Here is an 18,746-nt window from a genome sequence, read left to right on the forward strand (position 1 = left end):
AGCACGACTCGACACGAAAAGCCAAGAACTGTCGGGCGGCCCCCGGGGGAAGGCAGGGGGGAGGCTGACCATGGGCCCCTCGTGAAGTCGCTGGGCCGGGGCGAGGGTGCGGCCAAGCCGCGCCCTCCGGGCGAAAGTCGACAGGCCACAAGCGACAGACACGCGCCAGATCGCTACGCGCTTCTCTGGGATCGGCGTCTGCGGCCTGCAAGTCGCCCTCATGAGCATGTAGTCGGGTCAAGGTGGACTTGACACTCAACATCCCTCCAGGATGCCCTTTTTGTGACTATTTGAGACACGGCTGGTGAGTCGGACGGGCGCTTGATCCGTCCCCATGCTCGTCCAGCCGTAGTTGAGGTCCAAGACGGGCCCCGAACAGGCCGCAGACGCCTGCCGGTCGCGGCTGTGTAGCGATCTGGCGCGTGTCTGTCGCTTGTCGCTTGTCGCTTGTGGCTTGTGGTCTCTTCGCCCGGAGGGCGCGGCTTCGCCGGACCAGGGCTCCTGGCCACTCGCCCAGGACCCGGGCCTTCGGGGACCCTCCCCCCTGCCTTCCCCCGGGGGCCGCCCGACAGTTCTTGGCTTTTCGTGTCGAGTCGTGCTGTCAAGGGTGGCCGCAGGCCATCGCGCAGCGACGCGACCGCAGGGAGCGCCCTTGACAGTGCGGCTCGGCGCGAAGAGACAGTTGAACTGGCGGGCAGCCCCCGGGCACCTCCCCGACCCCGGACGCTCGAAGCCCGAGCCCCTGCGGCGAAGCCGCGCCCGGCGAAGCCGGGTTGCTCCCACCGCCCTCTTTCAGCCGATCCCGCCGCCACCGCTGCCCCTGGCGCCTCCGGCGCCTTCCGTCGGGGACGTCAGGTCGATCAGGCGGCAGACCGTTTCGATGTCGATCTTCACCTGGGCGATCGAGGCGCGGCCCGAGAGCCATGTGATCAGGGCAGAGTGCCAGGTGTGCTCGATGACGCGGACCGCCGAGAGCTGTTCGGCCGTGGGCGGGGCGTCCAGGCCCATCGCGTCCAGGATGATCGCCGTGGTCAGCCGGGAGACCGTGTCCACCTCGGGGCTCACGCTGCGGTCCGCGAAGGTCAGGGCGCGCACCATCGCGTCGGCCAGGTGCGGTTCGCGCTGGAGCGCGCGGAAGGCGCGCATGAGCGTTTCCGCTACGGCCTCCGCCGGGCTGTCCGCGGCCGGGGGGCGTTTGCGCAGCGTCGTGTGCATGTGCTGGAGCTGGTCCTGCATGGTCGCGACCAGCAGGTGCACCTTCGAGGGGAAGTAGCGGTACAGCGTGCCCAGCGCGACACCGGCCGCCTCGGCGACCTCCCGCATCTGGACCGCGTCGAACCCGCCCCGGCTGGCCAGCTGTGCGCTGGCGTGCAGGATCCGGCGACGGCGGGCTTCCTGCCGCTCCGTCAGGGGCGGGGACGCCGGCGTGGCGAGGGCCTTGGCTTCCGCTGTCATGTGTCCCGTTCCGTGGCGTTCCGAGGTATCCATTCGCACCGCTCCGAGGCTGTTCGGTGATCAGCATGGCAGGCGGGCCAGCCGTGGCGCGAATCACCTGCTCCGGCTCTTACGGTGTAGTTTCCGGCCGGTAGATTCAATGGTCTTCAACGGATCAAGTCTGAAACTTGTTCTACATTATCCGAGCGGTTACGCTCCGGCGAAAGTGCAGTGAGAAGGGGGCCGGGAGTGACCGCTGAGGCCATGGTGACGAGCCCTTTCAGGGATTCCGCCACTGACGGCGACCGCCCGTTGCGCATCGCACTCCTCACCTACAAGGGGAACCCGTTCTGCGGCGGCCAGGGGGTCTACGTCCGCCACCTCGCGCGGGAGCTGGTTCGGCTCGGGCACTCCGTCGAAGTCATCGGCGCGCAGCCCTACCCGGTCCTCGACACCGGCGCCACGCTCACCGAGCTGCCCAGCCTGGACCTCTACCGCCACCCCGACCCCTTCCGCACCCCCAAGCGCGGTGAGTACCGGGACTGGATCGACGCCCTCGAGGTCGCCACCATGTGGACCGGCGGCTTCCCCGAACCGCTCACCTTCTCGCTGCGGGCCCGCCGTCACCTGGCGGCCCGGCGCGGTGAGTTCGATGTCATCCACGACAACCAGACCCTCGGCTACGGCCTGTTGGCCGACCTGGGCGCGCCCCTCGTCACCACCGTCCACCACCCGATCACGGTGGACCGGGGGCTCGACCTCGCCGCCGCCAAGGACCGCAAGAAGCGCGCCTCGGTCCGCCGTTGGTACGGCTTCACCCGCATGCAGGGCCGGGTCGCCCGCAGGCTGCCCACGGTCCTGACCGTCTCCGGTTCCTCGCAGCAGGAGATCGCCGACCACCTCGGCGTCCGGGACGACCGCATCCACGTCGTGCACATCGGCGCGGACACCGACCTCTGGTCGCCGGACCCGTCCGTCGCCGAGGTCCCGGGCCGCATCGTCACCACCTCCAGTGCGGACGTACCGCTCAAGGGCCTGATCCACCTCGTGGAAGCCCTCGCCAAGCTGCGCACCGAGCAGCCCGGCGCCCACCTCGTCGTGGTCGGCAAGCGCGCCGAGCGCGGACCGGTCGCCCGGGCGATCGAGACGTACGGGCTCCAGGACGCCGTGCAGTTCGTCAAGGGCATCACCGACGCCGAGCTCGTCGATCTCGTGCGCAGCGCCCAGGTCGCCTGCGTGCCCTCCCTCTACGAAGGCTTCTCGCTCCCGGCCGCCGAGGCCATGGCCACCGGCACCCCGCTGGTGGCCACCACCGGCGGGGCGATCCCCGAGGTGACGGGCGCCGACGGCGAGACCTGTCTCGCGGTGCCGCCCGGCGACGCGGGGGCGCTGGCCGCCGCGCTGGGCCGGCTGCTCGGCGATCCCGGGCTGCGGGCCCGCCTCGGCGCCGCCGGGCGTGCCCGCGTGCTGGACCGGTTCACCTGGGCCAGAGCCGCCCAGGGCACCGTGGCGCACTACAGAGCCGCCATCGAACGGGCCGCCCGCGCCGCTCGATGACGCTCCTGAAGACGGCGTCCCCGACGCCGTCCGTCCGCTCCTCTCACCCCCCTCACCACCCCCACCTCGACCGCGAAGGCAGGACCGCGTGCTGACCGTCGATTTCTCCAGGTTCCCCCTGGCCGCAGGCGATCGTGTGCTCGATCTGGGCTGCGGCGCGGGCCGGCACGCCTTCGAGTGCTACCGGCGCGGCGCCCACGTGGTCGCCGTGGACCGCAATGGCGAGGAGATCCGCGAGGTCGCCAAGTGGTTCGCCGCCATGAAGGAGGCCGGTGAGGCCCCGGCCGGTGCCACCGCCACCGCCATGGAGGGCGACGCGCTCGCGCTGCCCTTCCCGGACGACTCCTTCGACGTCGTGATCATCTCCGAGGTCATGGAGCACATCCCGGACGACAAGGGCGTGCTCGCCGAGATGGTCCGGGTGCTCAAGCCCGGCGGCCGCATCGCCATCACCGTCCCGCGCTACGGCCCCGAGAAGATCTGCTGGGCGCTGAGCGACGCGTACCACGAGGTCGAGGGCGGCCACATCCGCATCTACAAGGCCGACGAGCTGCTCGGGAAGATGGAGGAGGCCGGCCTCAAGCCGTACGGCACGCACCACGCGCACGGCCTGCACTCGCCGTACTGGTGGCTCAAGTGCGCCTTCGGCGTGGACAACGACCAGGCGCTGCCGGTCAAGGCGTACCACAAGCTCCTGGTCTGGGACATCATGAAGAAGCCCCTCGCGACCCGGCTGGCCGAGCAGGCCCTGAACCCGGTCATCGGCAAGAGCTTCGTGGCCTACGCGACCAAGCCCCACCTGCCCGTCGGCGCTGCCAAGTGACCTCGCCCGGGCGCACCGAGCACCTCGTCCTGGACGGTGTACTGACGGCCGAGCAGGCCGCGCAGACCGTCGCCGGGATCCTCGCCGCGCAGCGCGCGGACGGGGCCATACCGTGGTTCCGCGGGCACCACCTCGACCCGTGGGACCACACCGAGGCCGCGATGGCCCTGGACGTGGCGGGCGAGCACGAGGCCGCCGCGCGGGCGTACGCGTGGCTGGCCGCGCACCAGAACGGCGACGGCTCCTGGTACGCCGCCTACGCCGACCGGCCCGAGGGGGTGGACACCGACGACCCGCAGGACGCGGGCAAGGAGTCCAACTTCACCGCCTACATCGCGGTCGGCGTCTGGCACCACTACCTGGCCACCGGCGACGATCCCTTCCTCGACCGGATGTGGCCCGTCGTCTTCGCCGCCGTCGAGTTCGTCCTCGGGCTCCAGCAGCCCGGCGGCCAGATCGGCTGGAAGCGCGAGGCGGACGGCACAGTGGTCGCCGACGGGCTGCTGACCGGCTCCTCCTCCATCCATCAGGCGCTGCGCTGCGCGCTGGCGATCGCCGAGTGCCGCGAGGAGCCGCAGCCCGACTGGGAGGTGGCCGCGGGCGCGCTCGGGCACGCCGTGCGCCGTCACCCCGAGCGGTTCCTCGACAAGAACCACTACTCGATGGACTGGTACTACCCGGTCCTGGGCGGGGCCCTGACCGGCTCCGAGGCGCGGGCGCGCCTCGAGGAGCGCTGGGACGAATTCGTCGTGCCGGGGCTGGGCGTGCGGTGCGTGCTGCCCAACCCCTGGGTGACGGGCGGTGAGAGCTGTGAACTGGCGCTCGCGCTCTGGGCGGTGGGGGAGTCCGACCGGGCGCTGGAGATCCTGCGCTCGATCACCCACCTGCGGGCCGACAACGGCATGTACTGGACCGGGTACGTCTTCGAGGACGAGAAGGTCTGGCCCGTGGAGCAGACGACCTGGACGGCGGCATCCCTGCTGCTGGCCGTGGCCGCGCTGGGCGGGGACGAGCCGACCACGGCCGTCTTCGGTGGCCTGACCCTGCCGGCGGGCCTGGATCCGGACTGCTGCTAGACCGTTTCTTCCAGGACGAACCGGCGAGGGGTCAGCGGCGGGCCAGCCAGCCCGCCAGGGCGTGGCCGATGAAGAGGTAGGCGACGGCGGCGATGCCGTAGCCGACGACGACCTGGACCCAGTCGCGGTCGAAGGTGAAGAGGTCGTACGACCAGGTCGCCAGCCAGGTGGCGGCGTCGTGCACGAAGTCGACCAGGCCGTTGCCGCGGTTGGCGTCCAGCAGGTACAGCAGGATCCACGCGATGATCACGAAGGCCAGTACGTCCGCCACGATCGCGACGGCGCGCCCGGCCGAGCTGCTTCCGCGGGTCCTTGCTCGCATGTGTGCTCGGGTGTGTGTGGGCATGACCCGCGTGTTGCCGCTGCGGGGCGCGGCAAACCCGAACGGGTCCCTCAAGTGGCGCAGCCAGTGGGCCGGGGTGAGGCTGCCTGGGACACCTCAGTCCCCGGAGGAAACCGTGTCCATACCCAGAACCGCCCGACTCCGCCGTGGTTTCACGGCGCTGATCCTGTCCACCGCGCTGCTCGCCGGAGGCGCGACCGCCTGCGGCAAGGGCGGCGAACGCGGCGACCGCAGTGCGGACGCCCTGGTCCGCGGGGCCCCGGCCGCGGTGGAGGCCCCGGCGGCCCCGGCGGCCGTCGCGGCCGCGGCGGCCGACCCGGCCGAGGAGGCCCTGCGCGTCGCGGAGGCCGCTCCGTCGCCCAGCCCCTCCACGGAGGCGCAGAAGCAGAAGTTCGCCAAGACGCGCTTCGTCGCCAACGCGGGGCTCGCGGCCGGTGCCACCTACCAGTGGATCATCAAGCCGTACCGCGCGGGCAAGTTCAAGAAGGGCGCGAGCGGTCGCAAGTTCGCCCTGGTGAAGGCTGGCCTGGCGGGCGTTTTCGCCTACAACCGGCTGAAGGCGGCGGCCGACAACGCCAAGGGCGACCCGCTGCTGTCGAAGGCGATGGGCCCGCTCACGGCGGGCATCGAGTCTCTCAAGGGCCTCGGCAGCAAGCTCCGCAAGGGCGACGCGAACGACGCGGACATCGGCTCCTTCGAGAAGATGATCAATGGGGTCAAGGACGCCGGCAAGAGCGCGGGCGCCCCGGTCGAGGACAAGGTTCCGAGCGTCTCCCAGCTGAGCCGCTGAGCTCAGGGGAGACCGGACGCGCGACATGGTGAGGACCCGCCGGGCGACCGGCGGGTCCTCACCACGTGGTGCGTACGTGCGGTTCACGGGCGGCGGCCACCGGGTACGGGCATCAGCGCCCCGTGCGGCGGAAGGCGGACCGGGCCCAGAGGTAGCCGACCAGGGCCAGCCCCGCGCACCAGGCGAGGGCGATGAAGCCGCTGTTCCCGATCGGGGTGCCCATCAGGAGGCCGCGCAGGGTCTCGATCAGCGGGGTGAAGGGCTGGTACTCGGCGAACCAGCGCAGCCCGGTCGGCATCGACTCCGGCGGGACGATCGCGCTGCCGAGGAGGGGCAGGAACGTCAGCGGCATCGGCATGTTGCTGGCGGTCTCGGGGGTCTTGGCGACGAGCCCCATCGCGGCGGCGAGCCAGGTGAGGGCCAGCACGAGCCCGGTCAGCAGCCCGGCCACGGCCAGCCACTCCAGGGGCGTGGCGGTGGGCCGGAAGCCCACGAGCACGGCGACGCCGAGGACGAGCCCGACGCTGATCAGGGTCTGTATCACCCCGCCCACGACGTGCCCCGTCAGGAACGACGCCCGGGAGATCGGCATCGTCCGGAACCGGTTGACGATGCCCTCGGTCATGTCGACGCAGACCCCGACGGCGGTGGCCACCGCGCCGGAGGTCGCGGCCATCAGCACGATGCCCGGGGCGATGTAGTCGATGTAGCGCGCGGAGCCGGTGCCGGCGCCGAGGGCGCCGCCGAAGACGTAGTTGAACAGGAGCAGCATCAGCACGGGCATGACCGCGGTGGAGATGGTCATCGACGGGTAGCGCTGGGCGTGCTTGAGGTTGCGGCGCAGCATCGTCGCCGAGTCGCTGAGCGAGTGGGCCAGGGTGGTCATCGCGCGTTCTCCCGCTTCGGGCCGGTGAGGGTGAGGAATACGTCGTCGAGGTCGGGCGTGTGCACCGAGAGTTCCTCGGCGGGGACGGAGGCGTTCTCCAGGATGTCCAGGACGGCCCGCAGGGTGTCCGGGCTGCCGTCGCCGGGGAGGTCCAGGGTGAGCGCCTCGCGGTCGAGGGCGAGGTATGCGAACAGGGCCGCGGCGGCGTCGAGTGCGGGCAGGCCCGCGAACCGCAACCGGATGTGGCTGCCGGGGATGCGGCGCTTCAGCTCTTCCGCGGTGCCCTCGGCGACCAGCGTGCCGTGGTCGAGGACGGCGATCCGGTCGGCCAACTGGTCGGCCTCGTCCAGGTACTGGGTGGTGAGCAGGACCGTGACACCCCGCTCGTCCACCAGGTTCCGGATGATCTCCCACATGGTGCGGCGGCTGCGCGGGTCCAGGCCGGTGGTCGGCTCGTCGAGGAAGAGCACGCGGGGCTCCCCGACCAGGGTCATCGCCAGGTCGAGCTTGCGCCGCATGCCACCGGAGAAGGTCGTCACGGGCTTGCGGCCCGCGTCGCTCAGGTCGAAGCGGCGCAGCAGCTCGGCGGCGCGCCGCCTGCCCTCCTTGCGGCCGAGGTGGAGCAGGTCCGCCATCAGGATCAGGTTCTCCTCGGCGGTGAGGAGGTTGTCCACCGCCGAGAACTGGCCGGTGACACCGATGACGGTGCGGACGGCCTCGGCGTCGCGGGCCAGGTCGTGTCCGCCGACGCGGATCTCGCCGGAGTCGGCCGGGATGAGGGTGGTGAGGATCTGCACGGTGGTGGTCTTGCCCGCGCCGTTCGGCCCGAGCAGGGCGAAGACGGTGCCGGGGGCGACGCGCAGGTCGATGCCGTCGAGCACCTTCTTGTCGCCGTAGGACTTGGTCAGGCCGGTGACGCTGATCGCGGGCGACGTGACGGCGGACGCGGTCGCGCTCGCGACGGCTGTGGTCATGGCGGGCTCTCTCCTCGGGCTGCGGGGCGGGGGCGGGGGCTGGGGCTCAGGTGGTCAGGTTCAGGCGGTCCGGGTGGTCCGGGTAGTCCGGGTGGTCCGGGCGGTTCAGGCGCGGTGGACGTCGATGTTGCCGACCCCGCTGCGGGCGCGGACCTCGACGGTCTCGTCGGTGTCGGCCGGCCCGTCGGTGGTGGTGAGCGTGTTGCGCACGCTGCCGACGCGGGTGTTCACGTCCAGCCAGGCGGCGGTGGAGCGGGCGATGCCGACCGAGATGTTCCCGGCGGCGGTCTGGAGCACGGCCTGGCCGCGGGCCACTTCCCCGATCCGGATGTGGCCGTTGGCGGACTTGGCCTCGATCCCGGCGCGCGCGGCGGCGACGGTGACGGAGCCGTTGGACGTGGTGGCCTTGAGGTCGCCCTGGATCTCCCCGATGACGATGTCGCCGTTGGAGTTCTTGACGGTCGCGGCGCCCCCGATGGCGTCGGCGCTGATCCGGCCCGACCCGGTCAGCTCGGCGTTCCCCGTGACGGTCTCGACGTGGGTGTTGCCGTGGCCCGTGGTGAGGTGCGCGGTGGCCGCTTCCTCGACGCGGAGGTCACCGAGCGAGGTCTTCAGCCGCGTCTGCCCGAGCGGGCCGGAGCACAGGAAGTCCGCCATGGGGCAGTCGCCGCGCAGGTCGGACCCGGCGGGCAGCGCGAGGGTGATGTCGAGGGAGCCGCTGCGGCCGAACAGGGAGCGCTTGCGCGGTCCCTTGACGACCAGCTGGCCCGCCGAATAGCTGACCTTGGTCTGCTGGGCCGCCCGTACGTCGAGGTCCTCGCCCGGGTTGCTCGGCCGGACGTCGACGACGGTGTCGGCGCGCTTGGAGGCGGTGACGCGGATGGTGCCCATGTCGAACTCGACGCTGGCGGAGATCGGCTCCGGGGTCTCGAAGGTCTCGCGGTGGTGGGAGATCTGGAATTCGGACATGGCTGTGCCGTCCTCTTGGCTCGGTGGAGCGGAAGTGGTGGGAAGGGGAGGTGCTGTGCGCTGTGCGTTGTGTGCGGGGGCGCGCCGGGTGCCGGTGCTGGTGCCGGTGCCGGTTAGCGGACCCAGCCCGTGAAGCCCTGCTGGCCGCGTGAGCGGCCTCGGCCGGCCGGAGCGGCCGGGGCGGCGGGATAGCCCGGGGCTGCGGGCTCCAGGGCGGCGGCGACGGCCCGGACCAGCCAGGCGTTGACCGAGAGGCCCTCCTGGCCGGCGGCGTCCTCGACGCGGTTCTTGAGGTGCGCGGGGAGGCGGAAGTTGATGCGGGCGGTGCCGCCCTCCTCGCCTTCGGCCCCCGGGGCCACGACGGGCACCGGAGCCGCCGCGGCAGGGGCGTGCTGCGCGGCGGTGTCCCCGTACGAGAACGGTTCGGAGGCCGGGGGCGGGGTCACCACGAACTCGGGGTCGAGTCCACGCAGCCTTACGTCGACCGAGCCCGGCGCGAGGTCCTGGGTGACCTCGCCCATGGCGGCGGACAAGGCGTTCAGCAGGGTCAGCCGGGCGGCCGACTCCAAGGGAGCGGTGAGCCGCTCGGCCAGGGCGCGGGATTCGGCGCCGCCCGCTTCGGCGGCTACCGCGAGTTCGTTCCGGAGGTGATCGACGTAGGGCGTGAGGTCCATGACTGAAGCATGGCACACGGGTGGCGCCATGGCCAGCATTTATGGCGCCATTTTGGCGCCACGTGGCGTGGTGAGTTTGGTGGATGTGTCGCGCGATGCTCGATCGAACCCTAAAGTTGCAGGTCAGCCGTGGTAGCGCGCGAATGGCGCCACCCGGCGATCGCGTGGCGCCATTGTGGCATCAGTTCGCCGATCACCCGTTCAGCTCAGCAAGCACCCGCAGCGTGTGCGGGTCCGGAGCCGTCAGGAGCAGGTCCGTGACCGGGCCCTTGCGCCACAGCTCCAGCCGTTCCGCGATGCGCTCGCGCGGCCCGATCAGCGAGATCTCGTCCGCGAAGGTGTCCGGGACGGCCAGCACCGCCTCCTCCTTGCGGCCGGCGAGGAAGAGCTCCTGGATCCGGCGGGCCTCCTCCTCGTATCCCATCCGGGCCATCAGGTCCGCGTGGAAGTTGCGGGCCGCGTGCCCCATGCCGCCGATGTAGAAGCCGAGCATGGCCTTGACCGGGAGCAGTCCCTCGGTCACGTCGTCGCACACGTGGGCGCGCGCCATCGGCGCGATCATGAAGCCCTCGGGGAGGTCGGTGAGGGACGCCTGGTAGACGTCGGTGCGGCTGGGCGACCAGTAGAGGGGGAGCCAGCCGTCCGCGATCCGGGTGGTCTGGGCGATGTTCTTGGGGCCCTCGGCGCCGAGCAGCAGCGGCAGGTCCGCGCGCAGCGGGTGGGTGATCGGCTTGAGCGGCTTGCCGATGCCGGCGGCGTCGGCGCCGCGGTACGGGTGGCTGTGGAAGCGGCCGTCGAGCGCGACGGGCGCCTCGCGGCGCAGCACCTGGCGGATCACGTCGACGTACTCGCGGGTGGCGGTCAGCGGGCTCGACGGGAAGGGGCGGCCGTACCAGCCCTCCACCACCTGCGGGCCGGACAGCCCGAGGCCGAGCATCATCCGGCCGCCCGAGAGGTGGTCCAGGGTGAGCGCGTGCATGGCGGTGGCGGTGGGGGTGCGGGCGGCCATCTGCGCGATGGCGGTGCCGAGCCGGATCCGGCTGGTGTGCGCGGCGATCCAGGTCAGGGGGGTGAAGGCGTCCGAGCCCCAGGCCTCGGCGGTCCAGACGGAGTCGTAGCCGAGGCGCTCGGCCTCGGTGGCGAGGTCGAGGTGGGTCGCGGTGGGGCCGCGGCCCCAGTAGCCGAGTGCGAGTCCGAGGCGCATGTACGGTCCCTCCGGGTCCCTCCGCGAAGCCGTTCCTGACGGGCCGTCAGGCGAGCGTCAGGTGACTGTAGGCCAACGGCCCCCCGCCCGGAAGGGCGGGGGGCCGTCGGTCCGCGGAGGCGCGCTCACTCAGCCGCGCTGGATGCCCGAGGTGTCGTTCAGCACGCCGCGGCGGCCGTCCTGGGTCTGGGCCACCAGGGAGGCCGGGCCGCGCTGGTCCACCGCCAGGTACCAGGTGCCCGGCGCCAGTTCGGCGATCGGGGCGGGCGAGCCGTCCTCACCGTAGAGGGGACGGGCCACCGGCACCGCGAACCAGAACGGGGTGAAGTCGGCGCCCGGGGCCGGAGCCCCAGCGGCCGGCTGCGCGTCCTGCGGAGCACCCGGACCCGGCGTCGGGGTGGGCGCCGGGGCGCCGTGCCCGGAGTACGGCGGCGCGGGCTGCGGGGTCGTCCCGTACGGCGTGGGCTGCTGGCCGCCCGGGTACCCGTACCCGGCGCCCGGCTGGGGCTGGCCGCCGTACGGCTGCGGGGTCGGCTGCTTCGGCTCCGGCACCAGCGGGCCCGCGAGCGCGGGGAGCTTCGAACCGGCGATGGCGACACCGGCGAGCGCGAAGGTCGCCAGGAACGCGATCACGGAACCGGCGCCCAGCCCGGCCCCGGGCGGGCTCACGATCAGTGCCCACAGCGCGGACCACGCGGCGGCGACGGCGAGACCGGTGCCCCAGACCTCCAGGCCCTGCCCGGCGACCTTGCGGCCCGAGGGCATCAGCCGGGTGGTGATGATCAGGGCCGCGGCGCCGATGCCGACCAGGAAGATCGAGGGGAGGACGATGTTCAGCCGTTCCGTGTCCCACGCGTTCGGGATCCGGTCCTCGCAGGCCGCGAGCCCGGCGCAGTCGACGGAGTAGAAGTTGAGGAACGAGGCGATGAACAGCAGCACCGCTGCTCCGATCACCACGCCGTCGCCTCGTGTGAGGGAGCGGATGTTCACTTGGATGTCCTTCTCGGTCTCGGTCGTCTCGTCGTCTCGTGGTGCCGACGGTGCCTCGGTCCACGGGGGATCGGGGCGGCGGGCGGGCACCATCGTACGGACGTTTCGCGCGTCCGAGAGGTCAGGGGCCATACCCGGCCCCCTCTTCTACCCGCCGAGGAAGCCGACGATGCCGTTCGCGATGCCCTGGGCCGCCTTCTCGCGCCACTCCGGACTGGTCAGCAGCGCCGCGTCCTTGGCGTCACGCATGTTGGCGCATTCGATGAACACCTTCGGCCGGGTGGAGAGATTGAGGCCGCCGAGGTCGTCGCGCACGACCAAACCGGTTCCGCCGCCCACGTAGTTGGAGGGCGCCGAGCCGGTCGTGCGGGCGAAGTTCCCGGCGATCCGCTCGCCCAGCTCGCGCGACGGGCCGACGATCTTCGCGGTGTCCGCCGCTCCGCCCTTGACCTTCGCCGGGAGGATCACGTGGAAACCGCGGTTGCCCGCCGAGACGCCGTCGGCGTGGACCGAGACCACCGCGTCCGCGTTCGCCTCGTTGCCGATCCGGGCCCGCTCGTCGATGCACGGGCCGAACGGACGGTCGGCCTGGTGCGTGAACACCACCTTGATGCCCTGGGCTTGCAGGATCGCGCCCAGTCGCTTGGAGACGTCGAGGGTGAATTCGGCCTCCATGTAACCGGCGTTGGTCGTGGTGCCGGTGGTGTCGCACTCCTTGCGGTTGGTGCCGATGTCGACCTGCTTGTCGATCTCGCTCGTGTGCTTGAAGTTGCCCGTGTTGTGTCCGGGGTCGATGACCACGGTACGTCCGGCCAGCGGGCCCTTCGCGGGCGCCGCGGCCGGGGGCCTGCCCGGGCTCGCCGACGCGCCACCGGCGGGGGCCGAGGGGCTCGCGGCGCCGGCGGCGCTGCCCTGGGGGCGCGGCTGGGAGGAGGCCGGGGCGGCCGGAGCCGGAGCGGCGGCCGGGGGGCGGCCGTCGTCGGCACCGGTCCCGGAGGTCACCTCCACCAGCACCCAGCCGGCGAGGCAGAGGGGGGCGAGGGCGGCGATGGCCACGGTCAGCGTGGAGCGGCGCGTGAACCACGGCCGGTCGGGACTGACCGAAGAGGCGGACTCGGGCTGCGGGGCACTGTCGTCGTACGGCACGTCGGCGATGCTAGACCCCGAGCCCGGCCCACGTCCGGACCCTGGCCCATCCGAGGGCCGGGCGCGCACCCGGATGGAGTCTCGCCGCAGCAGGTCAGAGCCGATCAGAGCCGGTCGTGGCTGGTCAGGACAGGTCGGGCTCGGTCCGGTTCGGTCGGGTCCGGTTCAGATACCGGTCCCGGTGCGGCGCAGGACGCGCAGGGAGTCCGTCACGGAGACCTCCTCGAAGGCCCCGGAGGCCAGCGCCCGCAGGTAGATGCGGTACGGCGCCTGCCCGCCGTCCGCCGGGTCCGGGAAGACGTCGTGGATGACCAGGGTCCCGCCGGGTGCGACGTGCGGGGCCCAGCCCTCGTAGTCGGCGGTGGCGTGCTCGTCGGTGTGCCCGCCGTCGATGAACACCAGGCCGAGGGGGCCGCCCCAGGCCGCGGCGACCCGCGGGGACCGGCCGACGATCGCGATCACGTGCTCCTCCAGGCCCGCCTTGTGCAGGGTCCGGCGGAAGGTGGGGAGGGTGTCCATGAGGCCGACCTCCGGGTCCACGACCGTCGGGTCGTGGTACTCCCAGCCCGGCTGCTGCTCTTCGCTGCCGCGGTGGTGGTCCACGGTGATCGCGCTCAGGCCGGCCTCGCGGGCCGCGTCGGCGAGCAGGATGGTGGAGCGGCCGCAGTACGTCCCCACTTCCAGCAGGGGCAGGCCCAGCGTGGCGGCCTCGGCGGCCGCCTCGTACAGCGCGAGGCCCTCCCGTACGGGCATGAACCCCTTGGCCGCCTCGAAGGCGGCGAGGGTCTCCGGCTTGGGGCTGGCCATGGTGTTCCTCCAGGTGGTGACGCGCTGCTGGTGCTACGGGGCAGGTGGCGGCCCATGCTGCCCTACTGCCCGGTAGGACGCCATGGCCGGGTCCCGCGCGCGGTCCCGCGCAGCCTCGGGCGGTCGCACTCGAACCACACCGTCTTGCCGGTGGCGGTCGCTTCCGTGCCCCAGCGGTCGGTGACGGCCTCGACGAGCAGCAGCCCGCGCCCGTCTTCGGAGAGAGGTGACACGTCACGTGGCAGCCGCGGGGGAGAAGGGTCCCCGTCCGTCACCTCCACCCGCAACCCGCGCGGCCGCAGCAGGATCACCACCGCGCAGTCCCGCCCCGGCACGTGCCGCACGACGTTCGCGACCAGCTCGGTCAGCGCCAGCTCGGCCGCGTCAGCCAGCGGGGCCAGCCCCCAGCGGCCCAGCAGCATCCGCAGGACCCGCCGCATGTGCCGGGCGGAGTGTGCACCCACGGTGAAGCCCATCCGGTAGGTCCCGTCAACTTCGTTCGCGGAGTAGTCAGTTACGTGATTCACGTCACCAGGGTGGAGCGGTCTCACTACGCTCGGCTACGGACCGAAACGAACGCCTCACGGCGTGTACTTGGGGGTGACCGCTCATGGTCAACATCCGCGATCTGGATCCCAGCGCCTCACCGCTGGACTACTACGGCTTCGAGCTGCGCCGACTGCGCCAGGAAGCCGGACTCAAACAGCACGCGCTCGGCAGCATCATCTTCTGTACGGGCTCCCTCATCGGGCAGATCGAGACGGCGAGGAAGGTCCCGACCCGGGACTTCTCCGAGCGCGTGGACGCCGCGCTGGGCACGGACGGGATGTTCTCCCGGCTGGTGGGACTGGTGCTGCGGAGCCAACTCCCGACGTGGTTCCAGGCGTACGCGGAGATGGAGGCCCGGGCGGCATACATCTCCTCGTTCCAGGCGCAGCTGGTGGATGGGTTGCTTCAGACCCCTGACTACGCGCGGGCCCTGATGGGCGGTCGTTCCGTGGACGGGCTCGACGCGAAGGTGGAGGCGCGGATGGACCGCCAGCGGATCCTCCAGCGCGAGAACCCGCCACTGATGTGGGTGGTACTGAGTGAGGCCGCGCTGCACCAGGAGATCGGCGGCAGGGAGGTCATGCGGAACCAACTTGCGCACCTGTTGACGCTGGAGGGGCGGCAGTGGGCGGCGGTGCAGATCCTGCCCTTCGAGGCGGGCGCCCACGCCGGGTTGCAAGGCTCGTTCAACCTGCTCCGGTTCGACGATGACCCCGATCTCGTCTACACCGAGGACTTCGTACAGGGTCATATGACGGCCAATCCGCAAGCTCTCAGGGAGGGTTCGCTCCGTTACGATCACTTGCAGGCCGCTGCCCTCTCCGTGGAGGACTCGGCGGCGCGGATCGCCCGTGTAATGGAGGAACGCTATGGACACCATCCAGGACCTGTCGGGCGCACGGTGGCGTAAGTCGTCGTTCAGCGGTGACGCCGGCGGCCAGTGTGTCGAGTGCGCGCCCCTCGGCGGGGCCACTTGGCGGAAGTCCTCGTACAGCGGAACGACCGGCGGCGAGTGCGTCGAGGTAGCCGCCCAGCCCCACCGGGTCGCCGTGCGGGACTCCAAGAACCCCCAGCTGCCCGCCTTCACCGTGAGCCCGGCCGCCTTCGCGGAGTTCGTGCGCGGCCTCTGACGGCAGGCACGGCGTTGCTCCGGCCGCCGGTGGCGGTCGGAGCAACGGCGCGGGCCCTTTGAGGGGCCGGACCACTTCGGGGCCTCGGTCAGGTTTTCGATCGGGAAAGTGCCGTCGGCCGCCCCGTCCTCTGACCACCGGGGCCTGCGCCCCCGCTCCCTTGCCTTCATGCTGCAACCAACGGGCCTTATTCTGTGGCGTGTTCGAACGGGCGGACAGCCGGTGCGGACGACCACAGGGGATCACCGGGGGCGGGCAGCATGAGCATCGCGTTAAACAGGGACGACAACGTCGACGGGGGCATAAAGCCGCTCGCGGCCGGGGACCCGAGCCGGATCGGGCCGTACCTGCTGCTCGGGCGGCTCGGGGCCGGGGGCATGGGGCGGGTGTTCCTGGCCCGGTCCGAGAGCGGGCGTACGGTCGCCGTGAAGGTGGTGCACGAGGAGCACGTCTCGAACGCGCAGTTCCGGGCCCGCTTCCGGCGCGAGATCGACGCCGCCCGGCGCGTGGGCGAGCAGTACACCGCGCCCGTCCTGGACGCGGACCCGGACGCCGACCGGCCCTGGGTGGCCACCGGGTACGTACCCGGGCTCTCGCTGGAGCAGATCGTGCGGCGCCACGGTCCCCTGCCGGTGGAGTCCGTGCACGCCCTCGCCGACGGGCTGCTGCGCGCGCTGAAGGACATCCACTCGGCCGGGATCGTGCACCGCGACCTCAAGCCGTCCAACGTGATGCTGACCGTCGAGGGCACCCGCGTCATCGACTTCGGGATCTCGCGCGCCCTGGAGACCTCGGTCGAGTCACTGCTCACCAGCACCGGCATGGTCGTCGGCTCGCCCGGGTTCATGTCGCCCGAGCAGGTGCGCGGGCAGCGGGCCGGGGCGAAGAGCGACGTGTTCACGCTCGGCTGCGTGCTGACGTACGCGGCCACGGGCGAGCTGCCGTTCGGGCACGGCGCCAGCAACCAGCACGCCGTGATGTTCCAGATCGTGGAGGGCGAGCCCGCGCTGGAGAAGGTCGGGGACGAGGCCCTGCGCGCGTTCATCGGCCGCTGCCTGACCAAGGGCGTCGACGAGCGGCCCGGTGTGGAGGAGCTTCTGGAGGATCCCGAGCGGGTCCGGCCGTCCCGGCGCGGCGGGGCGTGGCTGCCTCCCAAGGTGGTGGCGCGCCTCGCCCAGCAGGCGGCGCGGCTGCTGGACGCGGAGGCGGCGCCGCCCGAGCGGGAGGGCGCGGCGGAGGGTGTCACCCCGGCCACCGACCGGGCGACGGTCGACTTGCGGAAGAAGGCCGGTGCCGACGAGCCGGGGGCGGGGCCGCTGGTCGGCCCGGTCGTCGGCCCGGGGGCCGGATCGCTGGTCGGAGCGACGTCCGGGGGTGAGCGGCGGGAGCGGCGGCGTTGGACCGTCGCCGTGCCGGCCGTCCTCGTGTTCGCGGTCGGCGGTGGCACGGTGGCGCTGATCCAGCCGTTCGGCAGCGGTGGCGGGGGCGGTGCGCAGGCGGCGCCCCCGGCCGCGAGCGGTCCCGTGATCCCCGGGGGTGCGAGTGGCTCGCCTTCCGGGGCGGCCGGGTCGCCGTCGGCGGGTGCGTCCGGCTCGCCGAACCCCGCCGCCCCGGGGCAGCCGCAGGGCCAGGTCGGCGGGGCCCCGGTCCCGGGCGGCGGCCCCGCGCAAGGGGGTGCCGCCCAGGGCGCGGCTCAGGGCGCGGCTCAGGGCGGCGCCGGGGCGGGCGGCGCGGCCGCCGGAGGCGCGGGGGCGCCCGGCGGTGGGGCCGGCAGCCCCGGCGGAGGCAGCCCGGGCGGAGCCGGTGGTACCGGAACCGGTCCGGCCAAGGGTTCCGGGCCGGCCGCCGGGGGAGGCCAGGGCGGCGGATCCGGCGCGACGCCCGGCGGCTCCGGTTCGCCGAGCGGCGGGGGCTCCTCCGGGGGCGACGCGGTCCCCGCGTATTTCGTCGGCTCCTGGGAGTACAAGGCCCAGCTCAACATCGACCAGCCGGTGACGGTGGTCATCGCGCGGTCCGGGGCGGTCCGGCTGATCACCGATTCCAATCTGGGCCACTGCGAGAACATCGCCAAGGTGTCCTCGGTGGCCTCCGGCGGGTCCCGGATCAACATCGGCGCGGCGGCCGTGGACAAGAGCAAGTCCCCCGGTTCCTTCTGCGGGGCCCTGGACCCGTCGTTCTTCACCCGGAGCGAGCCGGCCGGCATCCAGCACAACGTGGGGCCCGCGCACGGTGACGGGTACTACTACGAACGCAACTGACCGGGCGGCCCCGAGCGAGAACGCGTTTCAGTTCTGACCTTCCGTCAGAATGGAACGTGTTCTACTCTGCCGCGCATGGGCATCGGAATCACACAGGAACAGCGGGAGTTGGCCGACGCGATGCGCGGCTGGGTGGCGCGCGCCGCGCCGCCCGAGGAAGTGCGCAAGCTGCTCGACACGGCCCCGCGGACCGGGGTGCGCCCCGCTTACTGGGACGCGCTCGTCGACTCCGGGCTGCTCGCGCCGCACCTGGAGGGCGGCACCCTCCTCGACCTGGCCGTCGTGGTCGAGGAGGCCGCCCGGGGGGCGCTCCCCGGGGCGTTCCTGCCGAGCGCGCTGGCGTCCGTACTCCTCCAGCTCGCCGGGGCCGCGCCGCTCGACGGGCGGGTCGGGGCCGCGGCGCTGGGGCCCGGGACACTGACCGCCGTGGCCGTCGAGGGGGGCGGTCACCTGCTCGACGGGACCGCGCCCCCGGTGCTCGGCGCGGGCGAGGCCGACCTGGTCGTGCTGGCCGCCGAGGCCGCGCACGGCACCCTGTGGTTCGCGGTGGACGCCGCCGCGCTGGACATCCGCACCCACGAGAGCGCCGACCCGACCCGGCCGACCGCCGAGGTGCGGGCGCGGGGAGTCTCCGTACCGCCCGGGCGGCTGCTGCCGCTGGAGGCGGCCCTCGTGCGGGACGCGGCCTGCGTGCTCTTCGCCGCCGACGCCTGCGGCACCGCTGCCTGGACGCTGCACACCGCCGCCGAGTACGCGAAGGTGCGCGAGCAGTTCGGGCGGCCCATCGGGCGGTTCCAGGGGATCAAGCACCTGTGCGCCGACATGCTGGTGCGCCTCGAACAGGCCCGCGCGCTCGCCTGGGACGCCGCCCAGGCCATGGACGAGGAGCCGGACGTACGGTCGCTGGCCGCCGCGCTCGCCGCCGGGACGGCCCTGGACGCCGCCTACAGCTGCGCCAAGGACTGCATCCAGGTGCTCGGCGGGATCGGCTTCACCTGGGAGCACGACGCCCACATCTACCTGCGCCGCGCCCTGGTCGCGCGCCAGCTCCTCGGCTCCGGCGACGGCCACCGGCTGCGGGCCGTGCGCCTCGCCGCGGGCGGCGCGCGGCGCGAACTGCGCCTGGAACTCCCGCC

Annotated in this window: 19 protein-coding genes; 8 read left to right on the plus strand and 11 right to left on the minus strand. The window is 72.6% G+C overall.

The window, feature by feature from the left end; all coding sequences use genetic code 11:
• Positions 1 to 792 precede the first annotated feature (792 nt).
• Positions 793 to 1,455, minus strand: coding sequence for a TetR family transcriptional regulator (locus ABT084_RS35855; RefSeq protein WP_351053421.1), 663 nt, complete (start codon positions 1,453 to 1,455; stop codon positions 793 to 795).
• Positions 1,456 to 1,683: 228 nt separating this feature from the next.
• Here ABT084_RS35855 and ABT084_RS35860 point away from each other — a divergent pair, with 228 nt between their 5' ends.
• The 3 genes from ABT084_RS35860 to ABT084_RS35870 all read left to right on the plus strand — a co-directional run bounded on the left by ABT084_RS35860 (position 1,684) and on the right by ABT084_RS35870 (position 4,890).
• Complete coding sequence (locus tag ABT084_RS35860) at positions 1,684 to 2,991, plus strand: glycosyltransferase family 4 protein (protein WP_351053423.1); 1,308 nt, start codon at positions 1,684 to 1,686, stop codon at positions 2,989 to 2,991.
• Positions 2,992 to 3,079: 88 nt separating this feature from the next.
• A complete protein-coding gene (locus ABT084_RS35865; protein ID WP_351053425.1) occupies positions 3,080 to 3,814 on the plus strand; it encodes a class I SAM-dependent methyltransferase in 735 nt (244 codons plus the stop codon).
• Positions 3,811 to 4,890 carry a glucosidase family protein gene (locus ABT084_RS35870; protein WP_351053427.1) on the plus strand — a complete coding sequence of 360 codons (1,080 nt, stop codon included), beginning with the start codon at positions 3,811 to 3,813 and terminating at the stop codon, positions 4,888 to 4,890. Before ABT084_RS35865 ends, ABT084_RS35870 begins: the two co-directional genes overlap by 4 nt.
• Positions 4,891 to 4,921: 31 nt before the next feature.
• Here the strand turns inward: ABT084_RS35870 and ABT084_RS35875 are convergent, their stop codons facing one another.
• The gene (locus tag ABT084_RS35875; protein WP_351053429.1) at positions 4,922 to 5,212 is read right to left on the minus strand and encodes a hypothetical protein; all 291 of its coding nucleotides are present in this window, start codon (positions 5,210 to 5,212) and stop codon (positions 4,922 to 4,924) included.
• Positions 5,213 to 5,354: 142 nt separating this feature from the next.
• Here ABT084_RS35875 and ABT084_RS35880 point away from each other — a divergent pair, with 142 nt between their 5' ends.
• A complete protein-coding gene (locus ABT084_RS35880) occupies positions 5,355 to 6,023 on the plus strand; it encodes a hypothetical protein (protein WP_351053464.1) in 669 nt (222 codons plus the stop codon).
• A gap of 112 nt (positions 6,024 to 6,135) precedes the next feature.
• Here ABT084_RS35880 and ABT084_RS35885 read toward each other — a convergent pair whose 3' ends face one another.
• The 9 genes from ABT084_RS35885 to ABT084_RS35925 form a co-directional block, all read right to left on the minus strand.
• A complete protein-coding gene (locus tag ABT084_RS35885) occupies positions 6,136 to 6,909 on the minus strand; it encodes an ABC transporter permease (protein WP_351053431.1) in 774 nt (257 codons plus the stop codon).
• On the minus strand, positions 6,906 to 7,883 hold the full coding sequence (locus tag ABT084_RS35890) for an ATP-binding cassette domain-containing protein (RefSeq protein ID WP_351053433.1): 978 nt from the start codon (positions 7,881 to 7,883) through the stop codon (positions 6,906 to 6,908). The genes ABT084_RS35885 and ABT084_RS35890 overlap by 4 nt, the downstream gene beginning before the upstream one ends.
• A 105-nt stretch (positions 7,884 to 7,988) precedes the next feature.
• On the minus strand, positions 7,989 to 8,852 hold the full coding sequence (locus tag ABT084_RS35895; RefSeq protein ID WP_351053436.1) for a DUF4097 family beta strand repeat-containing protein: 864 nt from the start codon (positions 8,850 to 8,852) through the stop codon (positions 7,989 to 7,991).
• 113 nt (positions 8,853 to 8,965) lie between these two features.
• On the minus strand, positions 8,966 to 9,526 hold the full coding sequence (locus tag ABT084_RS35900) for a hypothetical protein (protein WP_351053438.1): 561 nt from the start codon (positions 9,524 to 9,526) through the stop codon (positions 8,966 to 8,968).
• 193 nt (positions 9,527 to 9,719) lie between these two features.
• Entirely contained in the window at positions 9,720 to 10,730 is a 1,011-nt protein-coding gene (locus ABT084_RS35905; RefSeq protein WP_351053441.1) for an LLM class F420-dependent oxidoreductase, read from the minus strand.
• A gap of 129 nt (positions 10,731 to 10,859) precedes the next feature.
• Positions 10,860 to 11,720 carry a hypothetical protein gene (locus ABT084_RS35910; protein WP_351053466.1) on the minus strand — a complete coding sequence of 287 codons (861 nt, stop codon included), beginning with the start codon at positions 11,718 to 11,720 and terminating at the stop codon, positions 10,860 to 10,862.
• Positions 11,721 to 11,867: 147 nt separating this feature from the next.
• A complete protein-coding gene (locus ABT084_RS35915) occupies positions 11,868 to 12,866 on the minus strand; it encodes an N-acetylmuramoyl-L-alanine amidase (RefSeq protein WP_351053444.1) in 999 nt (332 codons plus the stop codon).
• 165 nt (positions 12,867 to 13,031) lie between these two features.
• Positions 13,032 to 13,673 carry a class I SAM-dependent methyltransferase gene (locus ABT084_RS35920; protein ID WP_351053447.1) on the minus strand — a complete coding sequence of 214 codons (642 nt, stop codon included), beginning with the start codon at positions 13,671 to 13,673 and terminating at the stop codon, positions 13,032 to 13,034.
• Between the two features lie 62 nt (positions 13,674 to 13,735).
• Positions 13,736 to 14,200, minus strand: coding sequence for an ATP-binding protein (locus ABT084_RS35925; protein WP_351053450.1), 465 nt, complete (start codon positions 14,198 to 14,200; stop codon positions 13,736 to 13,738).
• 83 nt (positions 14,201 to 14,283) lie between these two features.
• Here ABT084_RS35925 and ABT084_RS35930 point away from each other — a divergent pair, with 83 nt between their 5' ends.
• The 4 genes from ABT084_RS35930 to ABT084_RS35945 all read left to right on the plus strand — a co-directional run.
• On the plus strand, positions 14,284 to 15,132 hold the full coding sequence (locus tag ABT084_RS35930) for a helix-turn-helix domain-containing protein (protein ID WP_351053452.1): 849 nt from the start codon (positions 14,284 to 14,286) through the stop codon (positions 15,130 to 15,132).
• Complete coding sequence (locus ABT084_RS35935) at positions 15,092 to 15,352, plus strand: DUF397 domain-containing protein (RefSeq protein WP_351053455.1); 261 nt, start codon at positions 15,092 to 15,094, stop codon at positions 15,350 to 15,352. The genes ABT084_RS35930 and ABT084_RS35935 overlap by 41 nt, the downstream gene beginning before the upstream one ends.
• 260 nt (positions 15,353 to 15,612) lie before the next feature.
• Positions 15,613 to 17,610: a serine/threonine-protein kinase gene (locus ABT084_RS35940; protein ID WP_351053458.1), complete on the plus strand. Its 1,998-nt coding sequence runs from the start codon at positions 15,613 to 15,615 to the stop codon at positions 17,608 to 17,610.
• A 75-nt stretch (positions 17,611 to 17,685) separates the two neighbouring features.
• A partial coding sequence (locus ABT084_RS35945) for an acyl-CoA dehydrogenase family protein (protein WP_351053461.1) occupies positions 17,686 to 18,746 on the plus strand: 1,061 nt, incomplete at its 3' end.

Origin of the sequence: Streptomyces sp. NPDC002138 (assembly GCF_040296485.1) — a bacterium.
GTDB lineage: Bacteria > Actinomycetota > Actinomycetes > Streptomycetales > Streptomycetaceae > Streptomyces.